This is a genomic window from Pseudomonadota bacterium (genome assembly GCA_011049115.1).
Lineage (GTDB): Bacteria > Desulfobacterota > Anaeroferrophillalia > Anaeroferrophillales > Tharpellaceae > DSCM01.
On sequence record DSCM01000102.1, the window covers coordinates 20495 to 42429 of the forward strand.

Annotated in this window: 20 protein-coding genes; 13 read left to right on the forward strand and 7 right to left on the reverse strand. The window is 52.0% G+C overall.

Annotated elements, in window-relative coordinates; all coding sequences use genetic code 11:
- Positions 1 to 70: 70 nt before the first annotated feature.
- The 8 genes from ENN66_09135 (at position 71) to ENN66_09170 (ending at position 6528) form a co-directional block, all read left to right on the forward strand.
- Positions 71 to 649 carry a hypothetical protein gene (locus ENN66_09135; GenBank protein HDS16749.1) on the forward strand — a complete coding sequence of 193 codons (579 nt, stop codon included), beginning with the start codon at positions 71 to 73 and terminating at the stop codon, positions 647 to 649.
- A 6-nt stretch (positions 650 to 655) separates the two neighbouring features.
- A complete protein-coding gene (locus ENN66_09140) occupies positions 656 to 2047 on the forward strand; it encodes a hypothetical protein (protein ID HDS16750.1) in 1392 nt (463 codons plus the stop codon).
- Between the two features lie 181 nt (positions 2048 to 2228).
- On the forward strand, positions 2229 to 2432 hold the full coding sequence (locus tag ENN66_09145; protein HDS16751.1) for a hypothetical protein: 204 nt from the start codon (positions 2229 to 2231) through the stop codon (positions 2430 to 2432).
- A 143-nt stretch (positions 2433 to 2575) separates the two neighbouring features.
- Positions 2576 to 3289 (forward strand): pyridoxine 5'-phosphate synthase, encoded by a 714-nt coding sequence (locus ENN66_09150; GenBank protein HDS16752.1) that lies wholly within the window; start codon positions 2576 to 2578, stop codon positions 3287 to 3289.
- Positions 3286 to 3681 (forward strand): holo-ACP synthase, encoded by a 396-nt coding sequence (locus ENN66_09155; GenBank protein HDS16753.1) that lies wholly within the window; start codon positions 3286 to 3288, stop codon positions 3679 to 3681. Before ENN66_09150 ends, ENN66_09155 begins: the two co-directional genes overlap by 4 nt.
- A complete protein-coding gene (locus tag ENN66_09160; GenBank protein ID HDS16754.1) occupies positions 3678 to 4706 on the forward strand; it encodes a hypothetical protein in 1029 nt (342 codons plus the stop codon). Before ENN66_09155 ends, ENN66_09160 begins: the two co-directional genes overlap by 4 nt.
- A gap of 1 nt (position 4707) precedes the next feature.
- A complete protein-coding gene (locus ENN66_09165) occupies positions 4708 to 6114 on the forward strand; it encodes a hypothetical protein (protein ID HDS16755.1) in 1407 nt (468 codons plus the stop codon).
- Between the two features lie 21 nt (positions 6115 to 6135).
- Complete coding sequence (locus tag ENN66_09170) at positions 6136 to 6528, forward strand: DUF814 domain-containing protein (protein ID HDS16756.1); 393 nt, start codon at positions 6136 to 6138, stop codon at positions 6526 to 6528.
- Here the strand turns inward: ENN66_09170 and ENN66_09175 are convergent.
- A complete protein-coding gene (locus tag ENN66_09175) occupies positions 6505 to 8124 on the reverse strand; it encodes a DUF445 family protein (GenBank protein HDS16757.1) in 1620 nt (539 codons plus the stop codon). The genes ENN66_09170 and ENN66_09175 overlap by 24 nt on opposite strands.
- A gap of 215 nt (positions 8125 to 8339) precedes the next feature.
- Here ENN66_09175 and coaBC point away from each other — a divergent pair, with 215 nt between their 5' ends.
- Genes coaBC through ENN66_09190 form a run of 3 tightly spaced genes read left to right on the forward strand, consistent with a single transcriptional unit; the run spans position 8340 to position 11496 of the window.
- A complete protein-coding gene (gene coaBC / locus ENN66_09180) occupies positions 8340 to 9557 on the forward strand; it encodes a bifunctional phosphopantothenoylcysteine decarboxylase/phosphopantothenate--cysteine ligase CoaBC (GenBank protein HDS16758.1) in 1218 nt (405 codons plus the stop codon).
- 2 nt (positions 9558 to 9559) lie between these two features.
- Positions 9560 to 10324 carry a uracil-DNA glycosylase gene (locus ENN66_09185; GenBank protein HDS16759.1) on the forward strand — a complete coding sequence of 255 codons (765 nt, stop codon included), beginning with the start codon at positions 9560 to 9562 and terminating at the stop codon, positions 10322 to 10324.
- Between the two features lie 11 nt (positions 10325 to 10335).
- The gene (locus ENN66_09190) at positions 10336 to 11496 is read left to right on the forward strand and encodes a rhomboid family intramembrane serine protease (protein ID HDS16760.1); all 1161 of its coding nucleotides are present in this window, start codon (positions 10336 to 10338) and stop codon (positions 11494 to 11496) included.
- Here the strand turns inward: ENN66_09190 and ENN66_09195 are convergent.
- Both ENN66_09195 and ENN66_09200 read right to left on the reverse strand, forming a co-directional pair.
- The gene (locus tag ENN66_09195) at positions 11484 to 12317 is read right to left on the reverse strand and encodes a rhomboid family intramembrane serine protease (GenBank protein HDS16761.1); all 834 of its coding nucleotides are present in this window, start codon (positions 12315 to 12317) and stop codon (positions 11484 to 11486) included. The genes ENN66_09190 and ENN66_09195 overlap by 13 nt on opposite strands.
- A 314-nt stretch (positions 12318 to 12631) precedes the next feature.
- Complete coding sequence (locus tag ENN66_09200; protein ID HDS16762.1) at positions 12632 to 13699, reverse strand: AI-2E family transporter; 1068 nt, start codon at positions 13697 to 13699, stop codon at positions 12632 to 12634.
- Positions 13700 to 14162: 463 nt separating this feature from the next.
- Between ENN66_09200 and ENN66_09205 the strand changes: the two genes are divergently transcribed.
- Together ENN66_09205 and pheA are read left to right on the forward strand one after the other, a co-directional pair.
- Positions 14163 to 15254: a 3-deoxy-7-phosphoheptulonate synthase gene (locus tag ENN66_09205; GenBank protein ID HDS16763.1), complete on the forward strand. Its 1092-nt coding sequence runs from the start codon at positions 14163 to 14165 to the stop codon at positions 15252 to 15254.
- Positions 15255 to 15256: 2 nt separating this feature from the next.
- Positions 15257 to 16336, forward strand: coding sequence for a prephenate dehydratase (gene pheA / locus ENN66_09210; GenBank protein ID HDS16764.1), 1080 nt, complete (start codon positions 15257 to 15259; stop codon positions 16334 to 16336).
- A 13-nt stretch (positions 16337 to 16349) separates the two neighbouring features.
- Here the strand turns inward: pheA and alaS are convergent, their stop codons facing one another.
- The 4 genes from alaS to recA form a co-directional block, all read right to left on the reverse strand.
- Entirely contained in the window at positions 16350 to 18998 is a 2649-nt protein-coding gene (alaS, locus tag ENN66_09215; protein HDS16765.1) for an alanine--tRNA ligase, read from the reverse strand.
- Positions 18999 to 19216: 218 nt separating this feature from the next.
- On the reverse strand, positions 19217 to 19681 hold the full coding sequence (locus tag ENN66_09220; protein ID HDS16766.1) for a regulatory protein RecX: 465 nt from the start codon (positions 19679 to 19681) through the stop codon (positions 19217 to 19219).
- Positions 19678 to 20856 carry a type IV pilus twitching motility protein PilT gene (locus tag ENN66_09225; protein ID HDS16767.1) on the reverse strand — a complete coding sequence of 393 codons (1179 nt, stop codon included), beginning with the start codon at positions 20854 to 20856 and terminating at the stop codon, positions 19678 to 19680. The genes ENN66_09220 and ENN66_09225 overlap by 4 nt, the downstream gene beginning before the upstream one ends.
- 21 nt (positions 20857 to 20877) lie before the next feature.
- Positions 20878 to 21912, reverse strand: coding sequence for a recombinase RecA (gene recA / locus ENN66_09230; GenBank protein ID HDS16768.1), 1035 nt, complete (start codon positions 21910 to 21912; stop codon positions 20878 to 20880).
- Positions 21913 to 21935: the final 23 nt, after the last annotated feature.

Here is a 21935-nt window from a genome sequence, read left to right on the forward strand (position 1 = left end):
TGCACCTCGATTTATAGATTTCAGCAAAGCCACCAAACCGGGTTGAAATATCTATGGAGTGGAATTGACTATGGCTAATGAAATTGCTAACAAGAGTCTGGAAGATATTTTCATTTTCTGGCGCGACCATCCCAAACAAATTTCCCCCTCTGCCGAGACTCGCCATTTCGACGAAAAAACCCTGATCCGACTGGCGGCGGATCGGGGACTAGCCGAGGCCGAGGAAGAAGAGCTCAGGCATCTCGACAACTGTGCCACCTGCCTTGCGGCCTGGTCGGCCTGGCGAAGGGCTTTCAGCTTCGCAGCCGGAGCCGACATGGAGGAACAGGATTTTCCTCCGAGCTCTGAGATAGATGGCGGTTACGGCTATCTCGAAGCTGCAGCCAGTTCCTCAATAACGACCCAGGGTTTGGTTCTGGAAAGTCGCTGCGGCGCTTATCGGCTTGAAATTCTGCCAAACCGGGAAAATCCGAAGGAAGGATTAATCGTGTTGCGCGCCGAAAAGCATAAGGCTGCGGGGAAATTTTCGGTTCGGGATCGCAATGGGCGGGAGATTCTGACCGGTTTTCTTGAAAATGGTCGGCTGGCCCGTCCCTGCGCTGATTTCAGCGCTTTGGACTTAAGTCTCTGGACGGTGTGTCGGGGGTAAGTGCAAGTGGGCCGCTCGAATTCACCAGTCTGGTTGCCTTTTGCCAGCGGAAACAGCGCCAGGATAGAGCTTTCACTCTATAACCCGGCAACGGAGCGCAGCCGTCCGATTGAAGCCTACATGGTCAGCGATTTGGGCAACGATCTCAGCCGGAGTGCCAGCCGTGCGGCAGAAACGGTTTACGCAATTGCCCATGAGGCCGGTTGTGCCCCACCACCGACGGTAGTCGGTTTCGATCTGCAAGGGCTTGAAAACGGTGCCTCAATCGTTGGCCAGAGCAGCGGTCTGGCCTTGGCCTTGGCCCTGGCCGGCAGACTTTGGCCGGCGCTGACGCCGGTTTCCCTGGCGGCTACCGGGGAAATCTCCCGCAGCACCGATGGCGGCCCTTTGCAAAAAATCGACGCGATTGAAGCCAAAGGCCGGGCTGCGCTGTCCCGGCTTTCCCCGGGAAGTTATTTTCTCTACCCGGCAGAGAACGACCCGGAGCTCAGCGCCGAATTAAAACAGGCCTTGGCCGAGAAGCAAATTCGGTCTTTGCCGGTTAACAGTGTCGCTGAAGCGTTGGCATTTATTGTCCCGGAAAGCGCCGGTTTAGTCGGCCGCAAGTCAGAAACCAATTTACTACCTAAGTCTGCGGCCGAAAGCAGCGCACAATATTACAAGCATTTTCTGCCGTTCCTGCTGGCAATCATTCTGATGACCTTTGCGATTTTCAAAAGCTTTAATTTTTCACAAAAATCTGATGCCGTAAAGTTTGCGGCCCGGCCGACGCTTTCCGATGCAGGTCAAAGCCCATCTTCCTCCCCGGCTTTTTTTAAAAACATCAAACAGCCATCTGAAAGCCATACAACTTCTTCGCCGACAGCTGTTGCAACGACTTCTGAACCGCTAAGCCAGGCACAAGAAAGCTCTCTCCGGCCAGTCCATGGAAACGAAGCAAACCTTGACCGGCAAGCTGTGGCCCGGCGCCCGACCATCACCCTTTCAGGCAATTCCGGATTGGCCGATCGCCTGGCGCAATGGACAAAGACCCGTTTACAGGCCTCCCTCGATGCCGATCGCGACCTCTCCGGCAAGCTCCTGTCTCTTTCCGGACGTGTCGAATTAATTGAAATCCAGGAAAGCTGGGACAGTGACGAAGACCGTCTCAGCTCTTCAATCACGGCCGGTTTTAACGGAGAGGCCAGTCTTGTTGGGGATAAGGAGCGCCGAGTCCTCAAGCTGCCGCCTCTGACCGTCAGCGGCGGTCGTCCTCTGCGTCAGCAACTTCCGGATATCGCAGCCCTTCTCGTAGCTCGCATTATCAACAACCTGAGCCCCAGGGTTGTTGCCGGCGGAGCTCCGAAGTCACCTGATCGGCCCCGTTCAAGCGGTGGTGGCGACCAGGGTTTTGAATAAGCTTTCTGTTTTATACAGAACTTTTTATTATCAATCAGCGCTTCATAAAAAGCGACGAGCGCAAGACAAACGCTACCATAAAACATTGAACAAGGACTCTGCGCGGCGCTGGTCGGGCGGTTTGAACCTTTGAACTTCTCGCAATAAGATCGCTAAAGCCCTCATAAAAAAGGACCTGAACATGGATAATCTGCATGATTTGAACCGATTTTTTGCCAACCTGCAGTTCGACTGGCAAAGTATCCTGATGATAATTGCCGGAGCTCTGGTGCTCTATATCGCTTTTCGCATCGGGGCTTTCATCCTGAAGATCCTCGTCGGTCTCGCGGCCATCGCCTTAGTGGTCATCGGCATTATCAAACTACTCCCTTATCTGGGTTTATGAACCGCCAACGGTCAGCCGGCTTGACAAGCAGACGATTTTCACTCTATGGTGCCTCGGGAGAAAATCTATTCGCTGGAAAAATCTTATTTAACCGGAGAAACTATTTACAGTTTCCGGTGGTCTGGACTGAAGGGAGATGATTAATGGTGAAACTTGGGGTTAATATCGATCATGTGGCGACTATCAGGCAGGCCCGGGGAATCGGCGAACCCGATCCGATAGCCGCCGCCGTGCTGGCCGAACTCGGCGGAGCCGATGGCATCACGGTTCACCTACGTGAAGACCGACGCCATATTCAGGAACGGGACCTGCGGCTCCTACGACAGACCGTCAAAACCAGGCTGAATCTGGAATTGGCACTGGCTCCGGAAATTATTGACCTCGCCCTGGAAATAAAACCTGATTCGCTGACCTTTGTGCCGGAAAAACGTGAGGAACTGACCACCGAAGGCGGTCTTGACGTGGTGACTCATTACAAACGTCTGGAACCGGTCATCAAAAATGTACAGGCCCAGGGTCTGATTGTCAGTTTATTTATTGATCCGGATCCCGGCCAGATTGAGGCCGCAGCCGAGATCGGAGCGGATTTTATCGAAATCCACACCGGCCGCTACTGTGAAGCCGTCCATGAAAAAGACATCCGGAAAGAGTTTTCCCTAATTGACCAGGCATGCATCACCGCTTCTAATTTCGGTCTCAGGGTCAATGCCGGACATGGTCTGAACTATCGCAATGTTCCCCCCATCGCCCATCTGCCGAGCATCGAGGAACTTAATATAGGACACAGCATTATCGGACACGCGGTTTTTGTCGGCCTTGAACGAGCCGTGCGGGAGATGAAAGCTCTGCTGCCATGACCATCATCGGAATCGGCAGCGATATGGTCAAGATCAGTCGAATCGAAGCCTTGCTCGAACGTTATCGGGAGCATTTTTCAGAGCGTGTTTTCACGGCCCGGGAAATAGACTATGCATCCCCGAAAAAACGGCCGGCGCTCCATCTGGCGGCCCGCTTTGCCGCCAAGGAAGCTTTCCTTAAAGCGTTGGGGCGCGGTCTCGGCGCCGGCCTGGAATGGCGGGACATCGAGGTCGTCAATAACGCCTTTGGTCGCCCGGAGCTTAAACTTTATAACAAGGCCGACAAACTTTGCAATGAACTCAATCGGGCGACCGCCTGGTTGAGCCTGACTCATGAGCAGGAATTCGCCTTGGCTTTTGTCGTGCTAGAGAAAACCGGAGGCCAGGCGTGAGCTTACCAGGCAAGCTACAGACGACGGCGATGGCGGTGATGCCGCATACCGAGCTTGATACAGCCCTTGACCTCGCGCTCTCGCTTGATATCCCCTTCTGGCCTCAACTGCCCCTCTACGATTATCGTGAAGATATGTATGTCCAGGCGGCCGAGCATTTTCCAGGAATTATTCTCGATCTGGAAAAGGAGAGCTTGCGTTTTTCAACCGCTAAATTTATCCGTGAACTAGAAGAAACTTTGGCTCATTTTGAAGAACCTGAGTATTTTGATGTCAGCCCTGAATACTCGGTGGTCTATCATCGTTTTCTTAAACTTGATCTCAAGAAAAGGGCGGCTATCCGGGGACAACTGGAAGGACCGGTAAGTTTCGGTTTGTTTATTAAAAACGAAGAGGATGATCGACCTATCATCTTTGATGATACGGTCAGACCTTTTCTTTATGAATTCATGGCGCGGCGGGTCAATGTTCAACTCGCCCGCCTTAAACGCAGAAACGCCAATGCCTTCATGTTTGTCGATGAACCCGGACTGCAGTTCCTTTTCAGTGCCATGTCAGGATACAGCGACACTTTAGCCAGGGATGATATTGCGAATTTTCTTGCCCTGATCGACCGTCCCCGGGGAATCCATCTCTGCGGTAATCCCGACTGGGATTTCCTCCTTGCTTTTGACATGGATATCGTTTCCATCGATCTCTATTCCAATGCCCGGATTCTGCCTCTTTACCGGCGCTCAATCATCAACTTTATCAAGCGGGGTGGCACGATTGTCTGGGGAATCGTGCCGACTAATATCGAGCCCTTCAAAAAAGAAACCCCGGATCGGTTGATCGCCTTGCTGGAAACCACCTGGCAGGGCCTGATTGACGACGGTCTCGATCGCGATCTGCTGTTTGAGAGGAGCCTGCTCTCTCCGGCGACTTGCTGTCTGGTCAATCCGGACCAGGAAAAAACCGTTACTCTGGCATTCAGCCAACTGCGGCAAATTTCATCAACCTTGCGCGAGACATACAAACTCCTCTAAAATGCAGCTTGAGCCCGTTTTCGAAATCCTTTTAAAAATCAGTCGCAATCCGTTTTTGCTCAAGCTGGCGAACTGTTTTGCGGTCAATAAATGTCGAATTCAAAGAGAGCATCTGATCAACACGGTCACGACTCAGATACTGCAGCAATACGGCAGCGGTGGCATACTGGGCGAGCTTTCGGTTTTTGAAGCTAAAAATCTGCAGTTGATGCATGACAACATGCTTCTTCATCGGCTCAAAAGCCGCCTTCAGGACAAGGACGGCGAACGTCGCGTCAGGTACGAAAGCTCGATCCGAAACCTTGAAAAACGAATTGAGTCTCTGAAACAGCTTGAGGGCCCGGAGAGTCTTGGTTTTCTCGTCAAACTGTATCTTGAGGATATCGCTCCTGATTTCAACCCGGTTTTTCTGCTCATCTTTAGAACCGTGGCTCAGCGCCTGTTTAATAACTTTATCAAATCAATCAGAGCCGTTGAATCCCAGCCGGGGACAATCGAACAAATACGCACCCTGATCGGAAGAGAACCGGTTTTCTTTATCGCCAATCATATTTCCAATGCCGATCATCTGCCGATTCTTTTTGCCCTCAACCGATTCAGACTGATTTCGCCGGTAGTTATCGGCGGCAGCAACCTCTATCATGGACTTTCCGCCCGCCTGCTCCCCAAACTCAATGTCTGTCAGCTCAAGCGCGATGACATGATCGAAAAAAAAATCAAGTGGCTCGGTAATCCGGTCTATATCGAAACCTTCAAGCAACACAATCAGTATGCCTGGCTTCACAATGAACCCTATCTGTTCTATCCGGAAGGCGGTCGTTCCCGATCTGGAAAAATACTTAAACCCAAGCTCGGGATCATCAAAAATATCTTTGATTTTGTCAGAAAAAACCAGCGGGCCGTCCATTTCGTGCCGGTGTCCCTCTCCTACACCTGCGTTCCGGAGGATCTGGAGATTGAAGAAAGTCGCAAGGGCACCGATATCAGCCATGGCGATCTTATTCAGCAGCTGGCCCGACTCAATCGCGAATATGGCTCTTTCAAAAAAACCGCCACCTATGTCAACCTGGGATCCCCGATCACAGTCGCCCCCGATCAGATCCCTGACCTGGAAGATTTCAGCTGCGCCTTGCTGCTGAGGGTCAGAGATGGTATTCGTTCGACCCCGACCTATGAGCTTGCCCAGATGATTCTTCATCATTGTGATTCCGGACCGACACAGAACATTTTTTCCAGTAAGATCCTGCTTGACAACCACCCTGCTTTCGGGGCCCAGCAACTAACCGACGGCCTGGATATTTTGGTTAGGAAAAAATTCATTCTCCCCCTGGCGGAAAAGCCTGTTTACCAGGTAATCAATCCGGACCTGCTGCACCAGTACGCCAGTCGCAGGGAATGCGACTTCTGAGAAAAAAAGGGAGAGATCTTTATGAAAACCGACAACCTGCAAGTTTACGAATATTGTCTGGCGGACGGCTGGACGATTCTGGCCGGGAAAAAGGATGTTGATAACGATATTCTCAGTCTTAAGGTCGCGCGCCCGGAAGACTGGTGGTTTCATGTCAGGGGCATGCCGGGCAGTCATGTCATTCTGCAGGCACCGGCAAACAGCTCGATGGATCCCGGCAAAGAACGATTGCAGCAGGCGGCGGCGGTTGCCGCCTGGCACAGCAAGGCGCGGATGGGCGGGATTGTCGCGGTCACCTGCTGCAAAGCAAAATTTGTCGGCAAACCCTGCGGAGCCAAACCTGGAACCGTAACCGTGCGCAAAGAAATCCTGCTCAAAGTACGCCCTGGATTACCGGGCACTGACATAAAATAGAAGCACCTGGCCGACGCCGATGAGAGCGCCGACCAGGGCTCCGAATAGATTTATATAGGTAAAATGCTCACGCATAATTCCCAGAAGAAGGTCTTCGACCTTTTCCACCGGTAAGGTATTAATACGTTCTTCGACTACCTTTTTGACCGCGAAACGCTCACTTAACTGGGGTAACTCCTCGGCCAGACAGCGGCGCGTCAATTGATAAAAAAAAGTGGTCAAGGGTTCATGCACACTGCCGGGCAGGTAATGGGAAAGCCGGCCTAAGGGCTGTTTATGAAGCCAGTCATTGAGACGGCGGGAAATCACTGCCGCCAGTCGGCGTTTCACCCGGCGCGAGCGCAGGAGCTGACTGATTCTGTCGACCAGCCGTTCAGTCAGTACGTCCCGGTTCGGGGTCAGCCCCAGTTTTTCCAGAATTCCGGCGCTGGTTTGTTGTTCAAGATAATCCCATAACGGTTCGGCAGCGGGCTTCAATTTTTGGCTCCAGTAACTTAGGGGAAAGTGGGCGAGCAGTTTTCTGCGAAAAAAAATCCAACCTCGTTCGACCCGGGTAAAAGAAAGCCGACCGGAGATCATTGCCGGCGACATCGCCAGCAATGCTGCGAGCCGCTCGGCCAGTAAATCGAAAATCTTTGCCTGCCATTCAGGTTGCTGCAAGGAGGCGGCGAGATCACCGGCAATATCATCAACCAGCTGGTCGATCTTGAGCTTTATTTCATCATCCGACATAGCCAGACTGGTAATCAGGCGCCGCCAGAATCCCATATTTTCAATATAAACACTGATGCCCTGATATAATTTAGTTTTCAGTCGACTCCTGATTTCCGGATCGTAAAGCAGGCGACTGAAGCGAACCAACAGGGTCGGAAGTTCCCGATGAAGTTCGTTTAACAAGGCGCTTTGCAGATCAACCGGCAGAATTTCACCTAATGATTTTTCCGCGCTGAGCAGTTTTCGGCCCAATTCATCCAACTCTTTTTCAAACCGTTTTTTCAAGGTCGGAGAAGTCGCGGCATGCTCGATGATGATGTGAAGTTTTTGCCGCAAGCTTTCCTTTTGCGACGGAGTCAAAAAACTTTTCAGCTCGCTTTCAAGCAGGCGACCCAGCAATTGTGAAACAGGAATGCGGAGAAAACTTTTCAGCTCAGGATGTTCTACGACCCAATTCACAAACTGATAAACCGGACGCCAGCCTCGCCCCCACCAGGCTTGCCAGGCGGCCCGCAGATCATCCGGAATCAATTCAAGCGGAGGACCGCAATCGGCATCAACCACGGCCTTCCAGCGCCCCGCCACCCAGCGATAAAGAGCATCATCAACGGCCGGGCTCTGCAGACGTTCAAGAATTACCGCACGCGTCAGAAGATGGTCGCCGACCATCTCTCCAATGCGTCTTGCCAATTCCCGGCGGCGGGCCGGAATGATTCCCGGGGTCAGGGGCAGAGGCAAACCCAGGATATATTTTTTATTCAAAGGGCGGAACAGCATACGGATGGCGAGGTAGTTGGTAAAATAGCCGATTACGGCACCAAATAACGGCGGCACCACAAAAGGCAACCAGGCCGGAGGGGTTAACGATGACAAAAAATCCATAATTTTTCGAAATGTCCTTGTCTCAAAATAAAATTTGGGTTAGGTTGCAATGTAATTTTAATAACATGGATAACATCTTCAGGCCCTGGACCCGGGCCGGGCGAGACCGCCGGTCATGATATAAACCGTCATCTTCGGCCAGAGGACTTGCCTAACCTGTTTACCATGAATAAGTCAACAACTCAGAAAACTTTCCAAGTGGAGCTCAGCCGATCATGTTGCATGGAAAAGAGATCCTGCTCGGGGTCACCGGGGGAATTGCCGCCTACAAATCAGTTTTACTGCTGCGTGAGCTGACTAAACAGGGGGCCAACGTCAATGTTATCATGACCAAGAGCGCCACCGAATTTGTCGGGCCCCTGACCTTTCAAACCTTGTCCGGCAACCCGGTCACAACCGAAATCTTCACCCTCTTTGCCTCTGCGGAAATTGGTCATGTTGCTTTGGCCAGCCGGGCCGATCTACTCGTCATTGCCCCGGCCACGGCCAATATTATCGGCAAGATCGCCAACGGAATCGCGGATGATTTTTTAACTACCATGGTCATGGCAACCCGGGTTCCGGTTCTGTTTGCTCCGGCCATGAATACCAATATGTGGGCCAGCAAAGTTGTCCAGAAAAATATTTCCGGTCTCAAAGAAATGGGCTATAATTTCATGGATCCGGCCGAAGGCGAGCTGGCCTGCGGGGTTGTCGGCCGCGGTAAGCTGGCGGATATCGAAGCCATCATGGATGAAATCAAAGCCCTGTTAAGCCCGGACGATCTGCGCGGAGAAAAGATTCTGATCAGCGCCGGCCCCACGGAGGAAGCGATTGATCCGGCCCGTTGTCTGACCAATCGTTCTTCCGGCAAAATGGGGTATGCCCTGGCGGCGGTCGCCAGGCGACGTGGGGCCCAGGTCACGCTCATAGCCGGTCCCTGCGCCGAAATCGAAACGTGGGGAATCAAGGTGATTCCCTGCAGAACCGCCGTAGAAATGGCGGCGGCCATTGATGCGAATCTGGAAGGGGTCACCTCGGTAATCATGGCCGCCGCCGTGGCCGATTTCCGGCCGGCGACTAAAGCCGTCGAAAAAATCAAGCGCGAGGGCCGCTTTTGCCTTGAGCTTGAGCCCAATCCGGATATTCTGGCCGGTCTCGGACAGCGTCAGAACAAACCTTTTCTGGTTGGTTTCGCGGCGGAAACCAACATGCTGTTGGACCATGCCAAAGATAAAATCCGGCGCAAAAACCTGGATATGATTGTCGCCAATGATGTCACGGCTCCGGGAGCTGGCTTTGGTGTTGACACCAACATCATCAAGATCATCGACCGGGACGGAAAGGTGCTTGATTTTCCTTTGATGAGCAAGGAAAAGGTGGCCGGAATCATTTTTGACCACCTGCTTGAATTGAAACGCGAGCGCCGCCGGCGCGGAGGGCCCGGGGTTTGAGCATGGACCGTAGTTTCAAGGAAGATTTAAGCGCGCTCAAAGATCATCTCGAACGCCAGCTTCAACTGAGAAATCAGGGCATCATGAAAGATAAAAAAAACACGTTCACACCAGGCCGGAAAACGGAAAAACCAAAGGTAAACGAGCTCGGAAAGGATGCAATTGAAAATCAGATCAGCTTGAACAATAAACCGCTACCGCCTTCGAAGCTGGAGGACATTCACCGGGAACTTATCGACTGCCGCCGCTGTCGACTCTGTGAAACCCGCAATCATCTGGTTTTCGGGGCCGGCAATCCTCAGGCTGAACTGATGTTTGTCGGCGAAGCCCCCGGAGCGGATGAAGATCTGCAGGGGGAACCCTTTGTCGGTCGGGCCGGACAACTGCTGTCCAAGATTATCGCGGCTATCGGCAAAACCCGGGAAGAGGTTTATATTGCCAACATTATTAAATGTCGCCCTCCGGGCAACCGAAACCCAGAAGCCGATGAAATCGCCATCTGTGCTCCTTTTCTCGATCGCCAGATAGAGGCCATCCGCCCCCGGATCATCTGTTCCCTGGGTAAGTTTTCGGCCCAGACCATGCTCTCCAGCAGTGAGTCAATCAGCCGGCTGCGCGGACAGGTTTATAACTACAAAAACCTCTGTCGGCTGGTACCGACCTTTCACCCGGCATATCTGCTGCGCAGTCCTGAACGAAAAAAAGAAACCTGGGAAGACATGCAGCTGATCATGAAACTGCTGGGCAATAATCTTTCGGAAAGCTGAACCACTCGACCATGCTGCTGCCGATCGGAGACTCCCCCAACCCTGAAAATTATACCCCGTGGGCAACCTGGCTGCTGATTGCGGCCAATTTTGCCGTTTATATCTTCATCTCCTATCCCCTGACGCAACAGCCGGCGAATCTGTACGATCCGGCCCTGCAGGAATATCTTCGTTTTCTGACGCCAAGGTTACCGCATAACCTGCCTCTGACCGCCATGCTGCAGCGCATCTCGGCCTACGAGGTCTTTGTCTTCGCCAATGGCTATAAAGCCGGAGCTCCGCAGCTTGAAGATCTCTTCTTTTCTTTGTTTCTGCACGGCAGTTTTCTCCATCTGGCCGGCAATATGCTTTTCTTATGGATCTACGGCGACAACGTCGAGCATCGTCTCGGTCACCTGCCCTATTTTCTTCTTTACTTGTTTTGCGGAATTGCGGCGACCCTCTTTTTCTCCATCTTCACCCAGACCTCGATGACCCCCTTGATTGGAGCCTCGGGCGCGATCTCGGGGGTTTTGGGTTTTTACTTTATTTTCTTTCCCCGGAATCAAATCAAGGTCTTTCTTGCCTTGTTCCCGTTTTTTTTTAATGTTGTCAGACTTCCGGCGAGACTGGTGCTGGGATTTTACCTGCTGGTTGACAACGTGCTTCCGTTTCTCATGGCGAGCAGCGGAGGCGTTGCCTATGGAGCCCATATCGGTGGTTTTATCAGCGGTCTGGCCGGCGCCCTCATCTGGAACCGGAAATGGAAAATGCACGCCTATCAAGACTTTCGAAAATCCCGAGAAAAAACCTTTCCACTTCCCTTTGAACGGCTGCGCGAAGCCCTGGCTCTACAGGATCGGGATTCCGCCATGACGGTCCTGCCCCTGCTTGCCCCCAGCGACCTGAACTCGCTCAACGCCCAGGAAACCAGTTTATTGGCTTCCTGGGTACGCCAGGACGGACATCAGCAAAGCGCCGACCTGCTGCTCCGTAGTTTTGTCAAAACTCATGCCGGAAGTTCTGATCTGGCTCTGATCTTTCTGGATTTGGGGAAAATCCGTTTTGCGGCAGGCGAGCTGACCGCAGCCGCCTATTATCTGCATGAAGCACTGGAATCAGCCACGGACCCGAAAACCGCGAACACCGCCCACCAACTCCTGGCAGAAATCGAGCACCTTCAGAACAGGTAAAACAGGGCCTGGGCAAAGGCCCAGGCCAGAATCAGCAACGAGATAATCACCACGACGGCGCAAGTTTGCCGAATGAACATCCCTGCCTGGCGTCGTTCCTGATAACCCAGCAAAGCCGCCAAGCCAATTCCGGCCAACAGCCCGCCGCCATGCCCCCAGTTATTGATCGCCGGCAGAAAAAGACCGATCAGAACCAAGCCGACAATCCAGCCGCGAACCTGCAGCACGACCAGCCGTCCAAACTCCCCGCCTCGACTTAGGCCGTAAAAAAGCAGGGCTCCGATCAAACCGCAGAGAGAAGCTGAGGCCCCGATAGTCAGCATTACCCCGGCGAGACATGAAAGATAGAAACCGATGACGCCGCTGAGCAGGTAGATCAGCAAAAACCGATATAAACCGAAAATTTCAGCCGCCATTCTTCCCAACTGGTTGAGGGCAACCATATTAAACAGCAGATGCAGGAGGCTGCCATGCAGGAATGACGCCGAAATCAAGCTCCACCAGCGGTGCAGATGAAAAAGCGGCATCGAACCGCTGGCGCCAACCAGCAGCAATGACTGGCTGCCGGGGGCCAGGAAACGCAGAGGATTATGCAATCCGTCAAACTGGAGGGGGGCCATCATCAGGGTCAGAAAATAGAACGCGACGTTGATAATGATCAACGGACGCACAATCTCGGCGGGAGTTGCACTCCAGCGTTGAAAGATATCGGGCAGATGCCGACCGGGATGTTTGAGACCACAAAAGGGACAAAAAAGCTCGTCGCGGTTGATGAGTTTACGGCAACCAGGACAAAGAATTGACTTCCGTTTTTTCTGCAAAACTCATAATCCTTAAAATAGTTGGTGATGATATCGCTTGAAAAGTTTACCTTTTTCGATTTAAAAACCAGAAAAGAATCCGGTAAAATACTTATTTGCGGTCATCGGGAAGACCGCCCGCTGCGGAGCAAAAGAACGCCTTGAGGTTACGGGCTTCTGTCCGCATCAGTGTCTTACAGGTTATTGTCTTATTTTTTTCAACATTTTTTACGACAACAAAAACAAGAAGATGTTCTGATAAGAGCACTGACCAAAAGAAATACCTTTAGGTATGGGCTGTGAAGGCCGTTTTGGGTTGCGGAATCGCTCCCGCATTATTTTTTACCATAATTCTGATGATAAATCTCAACCATACTCAAAAAAGCAATGGTTATCAACGGTCCGAAAATAATTCCGAGAACACCGAAAGTGGCAAGCCCGCCAAAAATGGCGATAAAAATCAATAAAACATGAATTTTGACTCGGTCACCCACCATTTTAGGTTTGAACAGATACTCGACAAACAGTGAAAGAGAACCGAAAGAGAGCAGAAAAGCGATGCCCCGGCCGATTTCACCGGTCAGCAACAGATAAGTTCCGATCGGAATAAAAACCACTGAAATGCCGATAAACGGAATAAAGGCAACAATCGCCATGACCGTGCCCCAGAGAATCGGCGATTTGATCTCAAAAAAAGCCAGTCCGAAGCCCCCGACAATCCCTTGAATAATCGCTGCCACACCATTGCCAACTACCATGGCCACCGTCATGTCATTAAATTTCTGTAACAAAATCTCCTCCTGTTTATGGGGCAGAGGAGAGAGAGCCAACAGATAGGCCTTCACCCGGGGGGCTTCGAGCAGAAGAAAATAAACAAAAATGATAAGGAAAATAAAATGCATTGAAAAATTCATCACCTGTCCGGCCATACTTCGAGTCCAATTATAAGCCCGCAAGCCGATATCCTTGCTCAACCGAATGATATCATTCTGGATGTCGGCAAGATCATAATTGATACCGAGATGATCCAGCAGATCGGTAAAACGGCCGACCTTGCTGGAATGAGCCGCAATCAGCTGGTTAAGGGTGTCAACCGTTAGTTCGCGGCGTAGATAGTTATAAAATTCCGCGACTTCGACGGACAGGGAACTGATCAGAAAAACCAGGGGAACGAAAATTCCCATAAAAATTGCCAAGCAGATCAGACCTGAAGCCAGCCAGTTGCGGCCACCGCAAGGTCTAATCAGCTTCTGATAAGCCGGATAACACAAACCAACCATGATCAGCGCCAGGATCAGTGTCGAGAAAAAAGGTTTGATCATCCACAGAAAAAGACCGACGGTTAATAAAAATGTCATAAAGAAAACAATCATTCTATAAACCGGAATTTTTTCTTTAATCATTTCCCGATAACTCCTGGTAGTTAAACAACTGCGAAGAGCGCTTAAACCCCAGCCGGCGCCACGACTGAAAAACGCCGCAGAGATAGCACAATCAAAGGTTAAAAACCAGCTTTTGCTTGCCCGAATGTTCAGGAAAAATTTCTTGACTTAAGAAATGGAATGGTTTAGAGGAGACCATCCTGCCTTTCAGGTCTGATCTCGAAGAAGTATTTACACAATTTTAAGGATAGTCTAGTCTGATCATGGTGCGCCCGGTTTCTCTGTCTTGCTTTTTTTGGTTTTATTTTAGCAATGATAAGGAGAGGTTTGCCCGGTAGAATTACGATTCACAGAAAATCGATACAAGCCGCAGGCAAACCCGCTGCGGCTTTTCTTTTAAGGGCCGTGGGAAATACTCTCCGGCCCTTTTTATTGGTTGATAGAAAATAAGAACTCAGCATTCAACGATTTAGGAGTCACAGCCATGCTTAGTAACCAGACCGATGATGTAAATATCCGTAGTTTCGAACCCCTGACCGATCCTAACAGCTTTAAACAGGAGCTACCGATGAGTTCCGCCAGTCGCGAGGTCGTCACCATTGGCCGTCAGAGAATTGCCGATATCCTGGCGCATCGCGACCCGCGCCTGCTGATGATTGTCGGACCGTGTTCAATTCATGATGAAAAGGCAGCCCTTGATTACGCCGGACGCCTGGCCGAATTACAGCGTGAAGTAATTGACAGCATGCTTCTCGTCATGCGTGTCTATTTTGACAAACCGCGCACCACCATCGGCTGGAAAGGCCTGATTAACGACCCTTATATGAACGGCAGCTGCGACATGAATGAAGGCTTGCGCCGGGCGCGGCGCATCCTGCTCAGCATTACTGAAATGGGGCTGCCCACGGCAACCGAAATGCTTGACCCCATCAGCCCGCAGTATCTGGCCGGGTTGGTCTGCTGGTCGGCAATCGGCGCCCGGACCACGGAATCGCAGACCCATAGAGAGATGGCCAGCGGACTCTCAATGCCGGTGGGCTTTAAAAATTGTACGGACGGTAGTCTGAGCAAGGCGATTCATGCTCTGGTCGCGGCCCGAACCCCGCAGAGTTTCATCGGGATTGATCCAAACGGCAGAAGCTGTATTGTTTCTGCCGCCGGCAACCCTTGGACTCATATCGTCATGCGCGGCGGCCTGCGGCCCAATTATGACTCGGTAAGCATCGAGGAGGCTTGCCAGCAGCTGCGCCAGGCGGGCCTGGAAGAAACCATTATCGTCGATTGTTCGCACGGCAACTCCCGCAAAAAACCCGAGGTCCAGCAAACCGTTTTGCAAAATGTTCTGGGTCAGCGCCTCGAAGGCAATCAGGCCCTGGTAGGGATGATGCTGGAAAGCAATCTGTTTGCCGGCTGTCAACCCTGCCGGGAAGATTCAAATGAGCTGGAGTACGGGGTTTCGGTTACCGATGCCTGCATCTCCTGGGAAATGACGGCAGAACTTTTACGCTGGGCTCATCAGAGAATAACCCAGGCCGCAAAGGCCGCCTATATCAAATTCTCATCAATTGAGGAATAAGCATGGAACTTGATTCATTGCGACAGGAAATCGATACTTTAGACCAGGAGATTCTCAGACTTATCAATCGCCGCCTGGAACTGGCCCGAAGAATCGGTAAACAGAAACAAAAAGAGGGTCTGACGACCCTCAATAATGCCCGTGAAAGCCAGGTACTGCAAAACCTTGACCGGCTCAACCAGGGTCCACTGACTCAAAATGGCCTGCATTTGATTTTCAAGGAGATCATGGCCGCCGCACGCGAGCTGCAAAACCCTCACCGGATCGCCTTTCTCGGCCCGGAGGCCTCATATACTCATCTTGCGGCCCTGGGGCACTTTGGCGGGGGCACAAGCACGATTTCACAAAACAATGTCGCCGAGGTTTTTCAAGCGGTGGAAAAAGGCAGCTGCCATTACGGGATGGTGCCGGTTGAAAATTCCATTGAGGGGGCGGTTAACCATACGCTGGATCTTTTTTTCAGTTCCGACCTGAAAATCTGCGCCGAACATTACCAGACTATCGCTCACGACCTGCTCGCAAAAACAAACCTGCCCCTGGAAAAAATCGGCACGGTTTATTCGCATGCCCAGGCTTTCGCCCAATGCCGGCAGTGGCTTCGCCGCCATCTACCCGGAGCGGTCCTGATCGAATGCAGCAGCACAGCCGAAGCGGCCCGGCGCGCTGCCGCCGCAGGCGGTAGTAGCGCCGCGATTGCCGGAGCCGCCGCCGCAGGGCTTTACAATCTCCAGGTTGTCGCCGCCCAAATTGAGGATCTCTCCGGCAACACCACCCGTTTTCTGGTTCTCGGCCAGAAAGACAGCCCACCTTCGGGACACGATAAGACCTCTATTCTTTTTGTGACTCCTCACCTGCCCGGAGCCTTGTACCAAGTCCTGACCCCGATGGCGGAATATGGAGTCAATATGGTAAAACTAGAATCACGCCCCACCCGCAATGAAAAATGGAGTTATTTTTTTATTGCCGATTTCGAGGGGCACCGCCGGGACGAAAAAATTGCGGCAATGCTTGAGAGCACCAGGGGAATTTGTCTCTTTATGAAAATCCTGGGTTCATATCCACGTTTTCCCGGACTTATTTAGAGGGCAGCTTATTTTATTCAACCTCCAGAAGCTTGCGCAAATGCTGTAAAGCCTGTTCAAGACGGGCCCCATCCGGGCCTCCGGCCTGAGCCAGCTCAGGCTTTCCCCCTCCCTGCCCCCCCACTTGGGCCGCCAGTTCGCGCACCAGGGTGCCGGCCGGATATCTCTTCTGCCAGGTCGCGCCGACATGTACAATCAGAAGGGCTTTGCCGGCATGGGTCGCGCCCAGCGCGGTGATCCCCGCGCTGTTTTTCTGTTTGTAAATATCCATAATGCGACGCATGTCCTTGGGATCTTCGCACTCAACCCGTCTGATCAGAACCGGAATTTTGTTAATTTCCTCAAGCCCGCCTTCTCCTTCGCAAACGCCTTCTCCGACATTGGCATTAACCAGCTTTTCTTTCAGACTGCTGATTTCCCGGGCCTGTTCCTTGTTCTGCTCCTGCAACCTCTCCACCCTGGCGACCAGTTCGTCGGGAATCCCTTTCAGCAAGGCCGCGGCTTTACGTATGATTTTTTCCCGCTGATTGATATAATTCCAGGCCGCGAGGCCGGCCAGAGCTTCAATCCGGCGCACCCCGGCCGCGATGCCGGTTTCGCTAACAATCTTGAAAAATCCGATATCGCCGGTCGCCTCGACATGGGTCCCCCCGCACAACTCAATACTGTTTTCACCGACACTGACCATGCGAACGCGCTCACCGTATTTTTCCCCAAAAATAGCCATGGCCCCTTTTTTGACCGCCTCATCCATGCTGGTATTTTCGGTATGGACCGGCAGATTAGCCATTATTTCACGGTTAACCCGCCTCTCGATTTCTTCAAGTTCTGCATCACTTAAAGGCGAGAAGTGGCTGAAATCAAATCGTAAACGACTTGGTCCAACCATTGATCCAGCCTGTTTCACATGCTCTCCCAGAACCTTTTGCAGCTGAAACTGAAGAAGATGAGTCGCGGAATGATGGCGGGCCGTCGCCAGGCGTTCTTCGCGGGCCACGACCAAATAACAAGAATCAAGCAGGCGCAGTTCTCCTTCCAGAATCAGAGCCCGATGCAGAATCAACCCGTCAAGGGGCTTGATTGTGCTCTTGACTGTAAATGCCGCCCCATCTTTCTCTCCCCGGCCCTCATCGCCGACCTGGCCGCCGGATTCGCCGTAAAACGGAGTGCGATCGAAAAGCAATTCAACCTCCTGCCCTTTCTCCGCCCGGGAAACCCGTTCTCCGTCATGCAAGATTGCGATAACATTACCGGTAGCGGCAAATTTCTCATAGCCGACAAATTCACTGCGCAAACCTTCACTGAGCATATTCTTGTAGATTTCCCCAATCGCTTCCTCGCCCGAACCTTTCCAGGCCTTACGGGAAAGTTCCTGCTGTCGCTGCATCTGCTCGGAAAAACCCGCGTGATCAACGCCGAAACCGTCCTTGGCAATAATATCGGAAGTCAGATCGACGGGAAAACCGAAGGTGTCGTAGAGCTTAAAGGTAATTTCTCCGGAAAGTGTTTTCTGGCCTCCGGCCTTCAGTTTAGCCAGTTCCTCATCCAAGACCTTCAACCCGCGATCCAGGGTCTCGCCGAAACGCTCCTCCTCGCTTTTGATAACCCGACTGACAAAAGGCAGTAACTGTTTCAGCTCGGGATAGGCCGTCGCCATATTTTCTGCGACCGCCTGCGCCAAACGAAAGAGAAAAGGTTCGTTCAGACCAAGCATTTTCCCATGGCGCGCGGCCCGGCGCATAATGCGCCGCAGCACATAACCACGGCCTTCATTGGCCGGAAGAATGCCGTCCGCGATCAGGAAGGTCACGGCCCGGCTGTGGTCGGCCAGAACCCGCAAGGAAACATCGCTTTCCTCGCTTTCGCCGTAGACCTTGCCGCTGAGCGCTTCCGCGGCGGAGATTATGTTTCGTAAAAGATCGGTATCGTAGTTACTCTGAACCCCCTGGACTACGGCGGCGAGTCGCTCCAGGCCCATTCCGGTGTCGATACTGGGATGGGGCAGAGGTTTCATCTCGCCCGTGTCATCCCGGTTAAACTGCATAAAAACCAGGTTCCAGATTTCCAGATAACGATCGCAATCGCAGCTGCCGATACCACAATTCGGGCCACAGCTCATATTTTCGCCCTGATCGTACAGAATCTCGGAACATGGCCCGCATGGTCCCGTATCACCCATGGCCCAGAAATTATCCTTTTCGCCCAATCTGACAATACGGCCTTCCGGAACGCCGACCACATCCCGCCAAAGTCCATAAGCTTCATCATCATCCAGATAAACCGTCGCCCACAACCTATCCTTAGCCAGCCCCATGGTTCCCGTGAGAAAATCCCAGGCATAGGCAATTGCTTCCTTTTTGAAATAGTCGCCAAAGGAGAAATTCCCCAACATTTCAAAAAAAGTATGATGTCGGGCCGTACGCCCGACATTTTCCAGATCATTATGTTTACCTCCGGCTCGCACGCATTTCTGCGAGGTCGTCGCTCTCTTGTAGGGTCTTTCTTCCAATCCGAGAAAGGTATCCTTAAACTGGTTCATGCCGGCATTGGTAAACAGCAGGGTCGGATCGTTGGTCGGCACCAAACTTGAGCTGGCCACTTCTGTATGTTCATGGCCGCGAAAATATTCCAGAAACCTCCGGCGAATCTCATTTCCGGTCATCAGCATAAATCTCCTTAGGAATCAATAAACTTTTATCATGAAAAACATTAATAAAAAGTAACTATCAAGACACCCGATATTCCGGGTACACGACCCCGATTTTTCCGGGAATCAGGACCTGGACGTCCTGATCTTCGCGGTTTAATCCAAGAAGATAATCTCAACGGGCTGAATAGCTACCAATGAAGACAAAGTCGGCGAACTATTTGATGAAGTCATTAAAAATCATTCTCAGGCTCGCATTCCAGGGCGCGAGCGATTTCAGCGCCGCGAAAACCACGGCGCAAAAGCCAAGCAAAAAGGCGTTTACGATCACTTTCATACGGTCGACGGCGTTCAACCAGGTGCTTTATCAGGTGGGTTAAAGCGGACTCACCCAGCTCCGCGAAATAGCCCCGAACCACGTTTTCAGTTAATTCAGGGGGCAGTTTTTTCTGCCGCAGACGCTGGACGACAACGTGATAACCATAACCCCGACGCTGACAAAGCTCGTCCGTCAGGGCCCGGGCAAAACTTTCGTCGTCAAGGATGCGCGACTCCTGCAATCGCTTGATCGCGGACTCTGTTTCAGCTGCGGAAAAGCCTCTGACCTGCAACTTTTCAATCAATTCACCGGTGCTATGGGCTCGGCGGGCAAGCAGTTCCTGGGCCTTCCACCAAGCTGAAACCGGGGCCCGACTCATCTCGCGAATCTTTCGATATCGTCCCTGGCAGTGCTTGCGGTATCCTCTGGCTCAGGTTGCGAAGCGGCGTCAAAGGCATCCCAGCTGGTATCCGAACTGGAACTGACCCCTTTGATCTTAAGCAGAAAATCGTCCGGATTGCTGCTTTGTCTAAGCGCTTCTTCATATGAAATCAAACCTTTACGGTAAAGACCCAGAATCGATTGGTCAAAAGATTGCATGCCGTAAATCAAATGTCCCTTGACAATCGCGTCCTTGATTTTAATCGTCTTGGCCGGGTCGGCGATACATTCTCGCACCAGCGGCGTGTTAATCATGACCTCAACCGCCGGAACCCGTCCTTTACAATCACAGCGTTCAATCAACCGCTGCGAGATAACTCCGCGCAAAACACTGGCCAGCTGCAAACGCACCTGCGGCTGCTGATGCGGCGGAAAAACCGAAATGATGCGGTTGATAGTCTCCGTCGCATCCACGGTATGCAGGGTACTCAGAACCAGATGACCCGTTTCGGCGGCGGTCAGGGCGATCTCAACGGTTTCCAGATCACGCATTTCTCCGACCTGAAGGACATTAGGATCCTGCCGCAGAGCCGCCCTTAACGCCAGCGCGAAAGATGTGGTGTCGAAACCAACCTCGCGCTGATTGATAAGGCTTAATTTGTCGCGGTGCAGATATTCTATCGGATCCTCGATGGTAATGATATTTTCACTGCGGTTTTTATTGATATAATCGATCATGGCCGCCAGGGTCGTGCTTTTCCCGCTCCCGGTGGTACCGGTTACCAGGATCAGACCTCGACGTTGTTCCTCAACCAGTTTCTCGACGATCGGCGGCATGTTGAGGGTAGTCAGATCCAGAATATCAAAGGATATGGTGCGCATGGCGATAACCAGCGATCCGCGTTGCTGATAGATATTGACGCGAAACCGCCCCAGGCCGCTCACCCCATAACCAAGATCAACCTCATGAAAATTCCGCAGATATTCTCTCTGGGTCGGGCCCATCATGATTTCCGCCATAGCTCTTAGATTCTCTGGCCCCAGCCGCTGAAAATCCTTGAAAGGATAAAGTCTGCCGTCGACCCGGACAATCGGCGGAGCCCCAGCCTTCAGATGGATGTCGGAGGCCTTATATTTAAGGGCTGTCTTAAGAATGCTGTGAAAAAATTCCATGGCTGCCGTCCACAAACAAGACTATTCAGAATCTTCAGGAGTCCGGGGAGGTGTTGCAACCGCTGCCGGAATAGCATAAAATTCGCGAACTTTTCGCTCGATTGCCGACATCAGCTCAGGATTTTCCCGTAGCTGATTACTGACAAAGTCACGCCCCTGGCCAAGCCGTTCACCATCATATGAATACCAGGAGCCGCTTTTTTCAATAATCCCGCAGTCAGCGGCCAGATTCAGAACATCGCCGGACTTAGAAATTCCTTCACCAAACAAAATATCAAATGTAGCCTCTTTAAAAGGTGGGGCCACCTTATTTTTCACGACCTTGACCCGAGTCGTATTGCCATAGACGTCATCGCCTTTTTTCAGGCTGCCGGTCTTTCTGATATCAAGGCGGACGCTTGCATAAAATTTAAGGGCGTTACCTCCTGTCGTCGTTTCAGGATTACCGAACATAACCCCGATTTTCATGCGGATTTGATTGATAAAAATGACTGTGGTCTTTGATTTGCTGATTGCGGCTACCAATTTGCGCAGAGCCTGCGACATCAACCGGGCCTGCAGACCCATATGCGAGTCGCCCATTTCCCCCTCGATCTCGGCTCTGGGCACCAGGGCGGCGACCGAATCCACCACGACAACATCAAGAGCTCCACTGCGCACCAGGATCTCGGTGATTTCCAGAGCCTGTTCGCCGGTGTCAGGTTGTGAAACCAGCAGATCATCGACATTGACTCCCAGCTTGCGGGCATAGATCACATCCAGGGCGTGTTCGGCATCGACGAAGGCGGCGACCCCGCCGGCTTTCTGAGCCTCGGCGACGATGCTCAGCGCCAGAGTGGTCTTCCCAGATGACTCGGGGCCGTAGACTTCGATAACCCGTCCCCGGGGAATACCTCCGACTCCCAACGCGATATCAAGACTCAATGAACCGGTCGGGATAACCTCGATATTCTGAGCCCGGGACTCATCGCCCAGCCGCATGATCGAGCCTTTGCCGAATTCCTTTTCGATCTGACTGACCGCCATCTCCATCGCCCGATGCCGATTTTTATCCATGAACAACTCCTCCAGCAAATATA